Source organism: Pedobacter frigidisoli (genome assembly GCF_032678525.1).
Lineage (GTDB): Bacteria > Bacteroidota > Bacteroidia > Sphingobacteriales > Sphingobacteriaceae > Pedobacter > Pedobacter frigidisoli_A.
Map to the genome: position 1 here is coordinate 288,857 of NZ_JAVTSE010000004.1, position 12,038 is coordinate 300,894.

Consider the following 12,038-nt stretch of genomic DNA (forward strand, 5'->3'; position numbering starts at 1 on the left):
GTTACCGGATTTACCGTTAACCAACAAATAAAAATATGAATTACAAATTCTGGCAAAGGAAGAAAGATACTCCTAAAAAGAAAAAAACCAAAACCCGTGAGTGGGTAGACGCAATTGTTTTTGCGGTTGTTGCTGCCACTATTATCCGGGTGTTCTTTATCGAAGCTTACACCATCCCGTCGGGATCAATGGAGCGTTCGCTGCTAATCGGCGATTTCCTGTTCGTAAGTAAGGTCAATTACGGTGCACGTATTCCGATGACTCCGGTAGCTTTTCCTTTTGCGCATCACACCATGCCGCTTACCACTTCCACTAAAGCTTACTGGGATGGCGTACAATGGAAATACCATCGTTTACCAGGATTATCGAAAATTAAAAGAAACGATGTAGTGGTATTTAACTTTCCTGAAGGCGATACCGTTGCGGTAGAAAATCAGGAAGACAGCTACTACAACCTGGTGCGCAACCTGGGTCGCGAGCAGGTAAGAAGTACCTTCACCATTGTCGACCGGCCAGTGGATAAACGGGAGAATTTTATCAAAAGGTGTATCGCCATTCCGGGAGATGTCATTTCCATGAGCAATGGTGTTGCAGCAGTAAACAGCAAGCCCGAGCCACTTAAAAATACAGGGATGATGCCTTATCGCATTACTTTCAAATCAACTGAATTTAATATCAATATGCTTACTGATATAGGACTGGAAACAGGAACAATGCAGCAGGCAGGCGATGCGAACAGTTACATCGCCAATGCTTCACCAGAGATGGCCGAAAAATTAAAGGCATTAGACTTCGTTGCATCGGTAGAACTAAGTCCCGATCCGGTAGGGCCGGAACCAGGAGGTGTATTCCCTCACGATCCTAAGCGCGCCTGGAACAGAGATAACTTCGGACCTATTAAAGTGCCGTCGAAAGGATGGACAGTTAATATTGACAGTACCACCATGCCCTTATACTATAGAGCAATCAGGACCTATGAGGGAAACAAGGTAGAGCAGGTAAATGGTGTTTGGTATATCAATGATAAGCCAGCTACTACCTACACTTTCAAGATGGATTATTACTGGATGATGGGAGATAATCGTCACAATTCAGCCGATTCACGCTACTGGGGTTTCGTACCTGAAGACCATATCGTGGGTAAAGCTCTTTTCGTATGGATGAGCTGGGATAGCGCGGCTTCTTTCCTGCATAAAATCAGGTGGAGCAGGCTTTTCATGGGGATTCACTAAGAAAATACTATAAAAAATTACGAAAAGGCGAATAATCGAAAGATTATTCGCCTTTCTTATTTCATAACATTGCATAAATTATCTTTTATAAAAAATTAAAAAGTTTATTGATGTTTTAAATTAAATTATTAAGTTTGATTAATCAACAAACTTTATGTCCATCATTGTAGAAAAAAGTCAGCGGCTCAAAGCTGACATTATCAAGTATTTGTACTACAAAAAGGTGCTGTCACTTACTGATCTGAGTAAGCTGACGCATAAAAGTTTGCCATTGGTCACCTCCGTGGTGAATAGTCTGATTGCTGATGGGTATGTTATGGAGCAGGGCTTAGCGCCTTCAACAGGCGGAAGACGTCCTTTAATGTTTCTGATCAATCCCGATTTAAAGAAATACATTATTGCCATTGCGATGGATCAGCTAACCACCAGGTTAACAATTTATAATCTGTCGCATAAAATGATCATGCCAGTTCAGCTGTTGGAATTTGTCATGACAGCCGAGACAAGCAATGCTGGTGATCTGGTAGCGTTTATTAACGACTGCATCGTTAAATCGGGTGTGAAAAAAGAAGCTATTCTTGGCGTTGGCATCGGGATGCCTGGATTTGTAAATGCCGATGAAGGGGTGAATCATACTTACCTGAAGGTGGGCGATGGGCTAACCATCCAGCAGTACCTGCAAAATGGGATTGAGCTGCCGGTCTACATCGATAACGACTCCAGTTTAATTGCCCTGGCTGAGTTAAACTTTGGCGAGGCCCAAAACATGACTGATGTACTCATTGTAAATATCGGCTGGGGAACAGGTTTGGGCATGATCCTGAATGGTAAGTTGTATCGCGGGAGCGGAGGGAACGCCGGTGAATTCAGCCATATTCCATTATCTGAAAGCAATAACCTGTGTTCATGTGGTAAAAGAGGCTGTATACAACTGGATACCTCGCTTTTGGTAATGACACAGAAAGCAGAGCAGGCCGTTGCGCACGGTATTGAGTCGAGTCTGAAAAAATTATTTGCAGATAAAACCAAACATGCCAGTGATCATTTCCTTGAGGCTGTTAGTCAGCAGGATCCTGCTGCGGTTTCTATACTTGCAAAGGCGGCTTTCCAAATGGGGAAAGGATTGGCAACGCTCATCCATATCCTTAACCCGGAGTGTATAGTACTAAGCGGAAGAGGCGCAAAGGCCGGAAGAATGCTGTTGCCGCCCATACAGCAGGCCATCAATGAATTCTGTATTGCCAGGATAGCCGAGCAAACCGAAATCAAAGTATCTACGCTCACTGATGGCGCCGAATTGCTTGCCGCTGCAAGTTTAATGATGGAACATCTTCAAATGGATTAACAAAGAAACAATATAAACCAAACCAAAAGACCCAGATATGAGCGTATAAAGTCAACTAACAATCTTAACATCTCCCAACAACATAACCTTTTACAAAACAACTAAACAATCATGAAAAAAGTCTACATGAGATGTTTAAGCTTGCTATTACTAACCGTATTAACAGTAGCAGCTTATGCACAACAAACCATCACGGGTACCGTGAAAGACGCTTCCGGAATTTTGCCCGGAGTAAGCGTGTCGGTTAAGGGAACCACAAAGGTTACCCAAACCGACGGCTCTGGTAAATTTTCAATCGCAGCAAACCCAACGGATGTGTTGGTGTTTTCAGCAATTGGATATACTAGGCAGGAATTGCCGATTGCCGGTAAAACAACTCTGGCAGTATTATTAAAAGAGACTGCCAACAATCTGGAAGAAGTAAATGTCGTGACTACCGCTATGGGCATTAAGAGACAAGAGAAATCTCTTGGTTATGCAGTAAGCTCTGTTACCGCAAAGCAGCTAACAGAGGCAGGTAATACCAACTTTGCATCTGCACTTTACGGTAAAGCGGCTGGGGTAAAAATCACAACGGCACCGGGTGGAGCGAGCAGTGCGGTAAACGTACAGATCCGTGGTGTAAACTCAATCAGTTTTAATCAACAGCCATTGTATGTTGTAGATGGTATTATTATCCGCAACGATCAGCAAAACGGAATTGATGGGGCAAATAATAACAATTATTGGGGTGATCAACGTATTCGTGGTAACGGGTTATTGGATATCAATCCGGCAGATATTGAGAGTATGACCATCCTTAAAGGTGCAAGTGCTTCGGCATTGTACGGCTCGGAAGCTGGAAATGGGGTCGTAATGATTACTACTAAACAAGGTGCTAAGGGAAAAGGACTTGGAATTGACTTCAACTATCAGGGGTCCATCGATCAGGTAGCATTCCTTCCGAATTTCCAAAATACTTATGGCCCTGGTTATGACAGGGCAACTAACGTTGCAAATGGTGCTACTGAAGAAGGTTGGATCGCAGATACTACATCTCCGTCTGGATTTCGTCCTTATTTTCGCGCTTATGCCAACTTTGGTCCAAAGATGGAGGGACAGCAAGTAAGATGGTGGGACGGATCAATCAGGTCTTACTCGCCTCAGCCCGACAACTATAAAGACGTTTTTAGAGACGGTTATACCTCTAATGCCAACATCGCCATTTCTAAGCAAAGTGATGATTTCAATTATAGGTTCTCAGCTTCACGCTTAGATTATACCGGTACACAGGAAGGAAATACAGGATCTAAAAATTCATTCAACTTAAATTCGACCATTAAGTTGCATCCAAAGCTATCAGCTGATGTTGTGGTGAGCTATGTAAATACCATTACCAATAACAGACCATATCAGCTTGGTCAGGTGTTAGGGTCTTTCGCTGGATTTTTCAGTCGTGCTGAAGATATGGGCTTAATGAAAGAAAAGTTCCAGACTAGTGATGGCTATAAGTATGCTACTTACGATCAGGTAAACAGGTCAGAGCGCTTTTTATATAATATCAGAGCTACGAATCTTTTGGATTTTTACTGGCAACAGCTAAAAAATGAGTACAAGGAAAATGAAAACCGTTTGATTTCAAGTGTTACGCTAAACTACGATATTGTAAAAAACCTTAAACTGCGTGGCCGTATCGGTAATGATTATACAGGAGTAAAATCAGAAAACAACCAATACAATGAGTACCCGATTTCCTTAAATGGCAATTCGAGTACGGGTGGTTACACTGTAACACAGGGACAATATTCAATTTTGTATGGTGATGCGTTATTAACCTATTCAAACGCCGTAGGTAAAGATTTTAAAATCTCTTTGAGCGGTGGTTATACCGGTAGAAAAGAAAATTACAGAGATCAAAGTTCTGCTACCGCTAATGGGTTGGTATCTGAAAACTGGTTTTCCTTAAACAACTCATTTGGTGTTGTAACTACAAACGCTACTAGAAAAGCGCAAATCAAATATGCTTATATTGGAATGGCTAACTTCTCTTACAAAGATTTCTTATTCTTGGAGGCAACCGGCCGACAGGAGTATGCCTCTACCTTACCTCCACAAAATAACCGGTACAGATATTATTCGGTAAATGGAAGTTTTGTTTTCAGCGACCTTTGGAAACTGCCAAAATTCTGGAATTACGGTAAACTCCGTGCTGCTTATGGTATGGTAGGTAATGCCGCTCCTTTATACCAATCGAATATTGTGTATACACAAACTTCTTTGCAAACCATAAACGGTTCAGTTCCTTCTTTAATTACTTCAAGTACCTATGGGAATTCAACACTCAGACCGGAAATGAAGTATGAAAAAGAATTTGGTTTAGAAACCCGTTTCTTAAATGGAAGATTAGGATTAGATGCAAGCTATTATGACAATACAGTAGACGACCAAATTACTTCACTTGCTACAACTTCTACTAACGGCGCTCAAAGTCAAATTGTAAATATTGGTAAAATTGGTAGCCGCGGATTTGAGCTGGCCTTGAACGCAACTCCTATCGTTGGTAAATTCCGTTGGGATACCCGTTTTAACTTTGCTCTAAATAAATCAAGAGTAATTTCGCTTGCTGATGGAATGTCGGAGATTCCTTTCTATGCTTCCGATCAATCAACAGCAAAAATCGTAGCTAAAGCTGGTGAAGATTTGGGTAATATTTATATCCGCCCGCGTAAAACCGATGCTAACGGAAACTACCTGATTAATGATGATGGTTATTATGTAATGGATAACAGTACGTATGTTAAAGCTGGTAATATTATGCCGAAAATGGTAGGTGGTTTTTCTAACACCTTTAGCTATAAAAACTTTGCTGTTGATTTCACAATTGATTATCGTTTGGGCGGCCAGTTAATTTCTCCAAATTTGAAATATATGCGTGGAGCAGGTATGTTAGAAAACTCGATGCAGTATAGGGATGCTGCCAATGGCGGACTTACCTATACTTCAGCTGGCAAAACCTACAACGATGGCGTGTTACTCGCTGGTGTAAATGAAAATACTGGTGCTGCTAACACTAAAGTATTATCAGCTGCCGATTATTATCTGACTACCTACAACTGGGGTGAAGGATCTTTAACTGACGGCGAAATTTTTGATAACAGTTATGTTAAAATGAGAGAGATCACCTTGAGTTACAAATTTCCGGCAGCGTTGACCAGCAAAATGAAGATCAACAACCTTAAATTTTCACTTATCGGGCGTAACCTGTTCTACATTTACAGAACACTTAAAGATTTAGATCCGGAAGCTGTTCTTGGAAATATGTGGTGGTCACAAGGTGTAGATGTTGGTTCAACAGCTGCTGCAAGAAATTTCGGCTTCTCATTATCAGCAAATTTTTAACCGACTAATCTTAGAAAAATGAAAAAGCTAATTATAAAACTAAGTTTATTTTTAGTAGCCCTAACTACATTAGCAGGTTGCAAAAAAGATCTTGAAGAATTATACAATAACCCCGAAAAGTCGCAAACGGCAAGTGTGCCAGGCTTATTTACAGCAATGTTAAATAACGACAGGGTTGCTGCCAAATACTGGAACGTACGTACCTTTTTAACCCAAATGCCTGGTGTTTATGCCCAAACAGCATATTTCTCCAATACAAATAGTATATATAGGCAAAATGATAGTTATGTACAAAACTATTGGGACGATTTTTACACTACCGGAGGAAACGGTAGTGGGGTAATGGCGCTATATCGGGCAATGGAAGTTCGCTATGCTTCTTTGAGCGCTACAGAAAAAGCAAGTCAGAACCTCATCATGCAGGCGGCCAAAGTTACTTTGATAGAGCAGGCTGCGAAAATGGTGGATCTTTGGGGAGATATTCCATATAGTGAAGCGGGTAGCTTAGAAACATCAAGTACGATTAAAAATCCAAAGTATGATGCTCAAAAAGCATTGTATACTACATTTATTGCTGATCTTACATCTGCAGCAGCTTTCTTCAAAGCAAATGCGACAAATAAAGATTTTAGCAAAGCGGATATCCTTTTATCAGGTGACGTGAGCCGTTGGGCACGTTATGCAAATTCTTTAAAATTGAGGTTGCTAATGCGTATTTCAAAGACTGATGAGGCTACAGCAAAACCTGCAGTACTTGCCATGCTTGCTGATGCGACAACCTATCCCTTAGTAGATGGTGGAAACGCAGGATCATATAGTCCGGCAAGCGCTGACATTTTATTGCAGCCACTAACAAACAGCACGAGCGATTTGAGCAGCGCATTTTTAGAAGGCAGCTGGTATGCTCCTGATTATTTGTTGAACACCCTGATGTTGCCTAATAATGATCCCCGTATTCCAGTGATCTTTGATAAATACGGAAGGACTACAAATGGCAAATTTGTGGCAAATGCAACCTATAGGGCTATGCCAATCTCATTTACTTCAGCACAGCAGGAGAGTAGTTTTGCTGACTATGCTGTTCTAGATTCCGCTACTTTGCTTTTCAACCAAAAACTTCCGGGGATAGTGATTACAGCTTCAGAGGTAAATTTATTAAAAGCAGAAGCTTACGAAAGATGGGGAACATCAGCTGACGCCAAGGTTGCATACGACAATGGTTTAAGACAGTCTGTTACTTTTTATTACTATCTGAATAATCTGAACCAGGGTAATGGTTACACCAATCTTCCTGCTCCTGCTACAGCAACAGTTGATACTTGGGTTAACTCAACATCAGCTGCTTATACAGGTACGACAACAGAAAAATTGGCCAAAATCTATACACAAAAATGGGGACATTTAGGTGTATTGCAGTCAATGGAAGCCTGGTCTGAATATAGAAGAACTGGTTATCCAGTGTTAACTTTCCCAAATACAGGAAAACTTGCAGGGTTCGAAACCCCACCAACCCGGTTGGTTTATCCGGCTAATGAAAAAACCTACAACGCAGCTAACTACCAGGCTGTACAATCGAAAGATACAAGGACTACAAAATTATTCTGGATGCCATAAGCATCAATACTTAAATCCCGGCCTAAAAACCCGGGATTTTTATTATTATTAGCACATGAAAATCCGCATTCTACTCTTACTTCTATCTATCAGCTGCTCGCAAACCTTATTCGCCCAAAGAGACGATATCGTTCAACAATCCTCAAAGTATGAGGCACCGACCGATCCGCTGGTAAAAGCAAAGCTGGACACCTGGCAGGATAAAAAATTTGGGATGATTTTACACTGGGGCCTGTATGCCATTCCCGGAATTATCGAATCCTGGTCGATCTGTTCGGAAGACTGGATTGAACGCGATACGACCATTAAATATGATGATTATAAGAAATGGTACTGGGGCCTAAGCGAAAAATTTAATCCCGTTAAATTCAGCCCTGAGCAATGGGCCAAAGCAGGTAAGGCCGCCGGTATGAAATACATGGTTTTCACTACAAAACATCACGATGGTTTCGCGATGTTCGATACCAAAGAAAGTGATTTCAGTATTGCCAAGGGGCCCTTTGCCGGTAACCCTAAACGCGACGTAGCCAAATATGTATTTGATGCTTTTCGTAAGGAAAACTTTACGATTGGTGCTTATTTCTCCAAACCAGATTGGCATACGCAATATTACTGGTGGGATAAATACTCTACACCCAACAGAAATAACAATTACGACATTGACAAGTATAAATGGCGCTGGGACATGTTCAAAAAATATACCTACAATCAGATTGGGGAATTGATGAACAATTATGGCAGTGTTGATATTTTATGGCTCGATGGCGGCTGGGTACGTCCGCTGTCCTCTGTAAATGAAGAAGTACTTTCATGGGGAGCGCCGATCCCGAAATGGAGCCAGGACATCGATATGCCTAAAATTGCAGCGATGGCCCGGAAAGCACAGCCAGGTTTAATTATGGTAGACAGAACCGTTCATGGTCAGTATGAGAACTACCAGACACCGGAACAGAAAATTCCGGAGAAGCAGTTAGACTACCCATGGGAAAGCTGCCTCACCTTAAACGGAAACTGGGGCTGGGTACCAAACGACCCTTATAAACCTGCTAAAGAAGTAGTACATAAATTGGTTGAGGTGGTTGCCAAAGGGGGTAGCTTGCTACTGGGTGTTGGGCCTAAGCCCGACGGTACCCTGGACGCAGGTGCCGTTGCCAGGTTAAATGAAATTGGAAAGTGGACCAGTATAAACGGGGAAGCCATTTACAATACCCGCATCACTAAAAACTACCACGACGGAAATACCTGGTTTACCCAAAGCAAAGATGGAAATACCATCTATGGCATTTTTCTGGTTGATAGTAAACAGCCCAAACAAATCAGCTGGAAAGGAAATGCGCCTAAAAAAGGTACCGTAGTAACCCTGTTGAACGGTAAGCGTAAACTGAAGTGGACCACAACAGGTGATGTAACCACTATCGATTTACCAGGAAATGAGGAACAAGTTGCATGGGCATTTTCCTTCTCCGCCGGAAGAAAATAATTTTGATTAAAACACAACGGATGAATCTTTGCAGCTATTCATCCGTTAATTCATATTTCAGGCGGTTACCTGTAAGCCATCAATCCCTAAACGTGCAGCCAGGTCATTCAGATCGTTGACTACAACATCGATTAAAGGTATGCCGCTCACTTTTCTTTCCTGCTCAAACTGATGTTCCGGTTCTCCCGGGATGATAACCGTTTTATCTGCATCTACAGTTTTGGCGCTTTTAAAGCGTTCTATCCAATTATCGAGGTGATTCTTAAAGTCTCGTGCCGGTCGGAAGCCGTCTACCCTCATTGCCCCTAAAAAGTGCCCTAAACCTTCACCTACCGGATTGGCTGAAGGTTCCAGGAAAGCCACAAAAGGGGGTGCCCATGGACCGTAATTTGCGCCGGAGAGTACTGCCGATAAAATGTCGACTGTTGCACTTAAACCATAGCCCTTATGGCTTCCATGGTCTTTGTCGCTGCCCAAAGGAAGCAGTGATCCTCCGTTTTTCAATTCATTCGGGTCTGTTGAACTTTCTCCGTTTTTATCCTGTACCCATCCATCCGGAATACTTTTGTTTGCTCTTTGTGCAATTTCAAGTTTTCCGTTTGCTGCCGCTGCCGTAGCCATATCTACAATCACCGGAGGATACTTTCCGGCAGGGAAAGCATAACACATCGGGTTAGTGCCCAATAGTCTTTCATTGGCATAGGTTGGCGCAACCAGCGGACTGGCATTAGTCATGCTGATGCCAATCATATCTTTTTCAACAGCCATTAAAGCATGATAACCGGCAATGCCAAAGTGGTTGGAATTTTTTACCGATACCCATCCGCTACCGTACTGCTCTGCCTTCTCGATGGCAATCTGCATGGCAAAGGGAGCAACTACAAGTCCTAAGCCAGCATCTCCGTCAACTGTTGCGGTCGTTGGTGTTTCATGAACAATTCTGATGTCTGGTGTAGCATTGATGCGTTGCTTTTCCCACAAGCGGATATAGCCGCTTAAACGGGCCACTCCATGAGAGTCGATACCCCTCAAATCGGAGCGAACCAATACATCGGTTGCTAAATCTGCATGCTCATCAGAACAGCCCATTTTTTTAAATACGTTACGGGTAAATGCTCTGAGTTCGGATTCGGTAAAGGTGATGAAGTTCATTTTATATGATGACGTGTTATTTAAGGTAAAAGCAGCGTAAAATCACCACCTAATGGTTCAAACTTTTCAATACAGGTCGACAGGAAGTCCTCGCCATAATTCACATACATCGGCGCAATGTTCATTGTCCTTTCCTGCATAGTTCCATTAGGGAAAAGGCGCTTTTTAACGTTTTCAATTTGTATTAGCGCGGTTTCGTGCTTGCGTTTTTCTGCCCTGAACAATTTCTTTTCCAGGTTGGCCAGCAGGTGATTTGTTTTCTGCTTTGCCGTATCTGTTGAAACTGAAAGTGTTTTGTCGATCTTATAGGCATTCAGTTTAATCTGATCGAAAATGCTGTTAATTGCCCTGGTTTCATCTGCCAGCAGAAGCTGGGCGGTGGAATTTTTGCGGATCCAGAGATTTTTCAATTCTTCAACAGGCAGGAAAATGTCTTCCAGACAAAAACCCAGGCTGTAGAGGTTTTGCGCACTGCGTTTATCGATTAATAAGGCCGAATTCCGAAGCAGTAAAACGGGGAAGTCGACCTGATAATGGTCGAAATTTGCTTTCAATTGCATCCAGTAAGAAACTTCAGCTCCACCACCTATATAGGCAATGTTGGGTAGTATCACTTCCTCATACATCGGGCGCATCACCACATTCGGACTAAAACGCTCCGGATGTAACTGAATTTCTGCCTTAAGCTCCGTTTCGGTGAAAGAAATATCAGTGTGGTTTACCGTATACTTTCCGTTTTCAAAAATTAAACGTTCCCGTAAATTCTCCTTCAGATAAAAGAAATTAATATCCCTGCCGTTAACTTGTGTTTTATAGCCAAGCTTTTCCAGCTCCCCGGAGCTTTGCTCAATGTCTTTTGCGCTGTTATGCTCAATAATATCGGCTTCTATAATCGGCGCAAAAAGCTTTTTAAGTGATGGATCATCGGCATTTACAATAACCAGCCCGTATTTTTCGAATAATTTATTAACCAGGTACCGTGTGGCATCAGCCAGGTTATCGTTTTCGAGATAAGCTTTTTCTACAAGTTTAGCGATGTGCTTCCCATTTTTAGAAATGCCTAAATAACCTTTGTAAGCGGTAACGGCTGCAGCTACAGTTTTGGTGCTTAGCCTTCCGGTAGCGCCATTCGTGTTTTGTATCCAGCTGATATTTTTTTCATCTACGCTAACGTGATTGATTTCTTCAAAATCATGATCCTCAGTAGCCATCCAGTAAACCGGTACAAAGTTTTTATCAGGGTGTGCTATTTTCAGCTCAATGGCCAGGTTTATCGCCGTAACAATTTTATAAATGAAGTACAACGGACCAGTAAAAAGATTTAGCTGGTGACCGGTTGTAACGGTGAAGGTATTATCATCCAGCAGCAGCTCAATATTTCGGGTTACCGATTTATTTGGTTGCAGATGTTGGTATTGATTTCTCAGCACTGATACCAGAATATTACGGTCGCCTAAGAAATTTCTTTTTTCAATTGCTTCCGCCAGGCCGTCCATATCCGGACGATAACTATAAAATGCCTTCAGGGCTTCTTCGTTATTAATATAATCAAGAACGAGTTTTGAAAAAGAACCGGTTTCCTGATAGGAGATGTATTTTGCCTGCATAATTAGCGAAAGTAGTGCAATTTACAGATAATAATAAAGCCGGCCTACTATTTTACAATTGTTAAATAAATATGAAGTCTTGTGATTCGGTCGTGGCTTAGTCTGATCGGTAGTATCCTTCTGTCTATACCCACTGCTTACCCAGTGCTTACCCAGTGGTTACCCAGTCGTCGACTGATTAAAGACTGGGTAACTTTTGGCTAAATTATGGCCAAGTTCACGGTAATGTA

The 12,038-nt window shown here is 42.0% G+C and carries 7 protein-coding genes; 5 read left to right on the plus strand and 2 right to left on the minus strand.

Annotated elements, in window-relative coordinates; translation table 11 throughout:
• Positions 1 to 35: 35 nt before the first annotated feature.
• From lepB to R2Q80_RS13205, 5 genes are all read left to right on the plus strand, one after another.
• Positions 36 to 1,232 (plus strand): signal peptidase I, encoded by a 1,197-nt coding sequence (lepB, locus tag R2Q80_RS13185; protein ID WP_316800044.1) that lies wholly within the window; start codon positions 36 to 38, stop codon positions 1,230 to 1,232.
• A 154-nt stretch (positions 1,233 to 1,386) separates the two neighbouring features.
• Entirely contained in the window at positions 1,387 to 2,577 is a 1,191-nt protein-coding gene (locus R2Q80_RS13190; RefSeq protein ID WP_316800045.1) for an ROK family protein, read from the plus strand.
• Positions 2,578 to 2,688: 111 nt separating this feature from the next.
• Entirely contained in the window at positions 2,689 to 5,955 is a 3,267-nt protein-coding gene (locus R2Q80_RS13195; protein ID WP_316800046.1) for a SusC/RagA family TonB-linked outer membrane protein, read from the plus strand.
• 18 nt (positions 5,956 to 5,973) lie between these two features.
• Positions 5,974 to 7,569, plus strand: coding sequence for a SusD/RagB family nutrient-binding outer membrane lipoprotein (locus R2Q80_RS13200; RefSeq protein WP_316800047.1), 1,596 nt, complete (start codon positions 5,974 to 5,976; stop codon positions 7,567 to 7,569).
• A 55-nt stretch (positions 7,570 to 7,624) separates the two neighbouring features.
• Positions 7,625 to 9,049, plus strand: a complete 1,425-nt coding sequence (locus R2Q80_RS13205) for an alpha-L-fucosidase (RefSeq protein WP_316800048.1) — start codon at positions 7,625 to 7,627, stop codon at positions 9,047 to 9,049.
• Positions 9,050 to 9,106: 57 nt separating this feature from the next.
• Here the strand turns inward: R2Q80_RS13205 and R2Q80_RS13210 are convergent, their stop codons facing one another.
• Positions 9,107 to 10,201: an Ldh family oxidoreductase gene (locus R2Q80_RS13210; protein WP_316800049.1), complete on the minus strand. Its 1,095-nt coding sequence runs from the start codon at positions 10,199 to 10,201 to the stop codon at positions 9,107 to 9,109.
• 20 nt (positions 10,202 to 10,221) lie between these two features.
• A complete protein-coding gene (gene bshC, locus R2Q80_RS13215; RefSeq protein WP_316800050.1) occupies positions 10,222 to 11,808 on the minus strand; it encodes a bacillithiol biosynthesis cysteine-adding enzyme BshC in 1,587 nt (528 codons plus the stop codon).
• Positions 11,809 to 12,038: the final 230 nt, after the last annotated feature.

Excerpts from the sequence above, each read along its gene's own strand:
- R2Q80_RS13200 (WP_316800047.1), top strand. The coding sequence starts at position 5,974 with ATGAAAAAGCTAATTATAAAACTAAGTTTATTTTTAGTAGCCCTAACT.
- bshC (WP_316800050.1), bottom strand. The coding sequence starts at position 11,808 with ATGCAGGCAAAATACATCTCCTATCAGGAAACCGGTTCTTTTTCAAAA.
- lepB (WP_316800044.1), top strand. The coding sequence starts at position 36 with ATGAATTACAAATTCTGGCAAAGGAAGAAAGATACTCCTAAAAAGAAA.
- R2Q80_RS13205 (WP_316800048.1), top strand. The coding sequence starts at position 7,625 with ATGAAAATCCGCATTCTACTCTTACTTCTATCTATCAGCTGCTCGCAA.
- R2Q80_RS13190 (WP_316800045.1), top strand. The coding sequence starts at position 1,387 with ATGTCCATCATTGTAGAAAAAAGTCAGCGGCTCAAAGCTGACATTATC.
- R2Q80_RS13195 (WP_316800046.1), top strand. The coding sequence starts at position 2,689 with ATGAAAAAAGTCTACATGAGATGTTTAAGCTTGCTATTACTAACCGTA.
- R2Q80_RS13210 (WP_316800049.1), bottom strand. The coding sequence starts at position 10,201 with ATGAACTTCATCACCTTTACCGAATCCGAACTCAGAGCATTTACCCGT.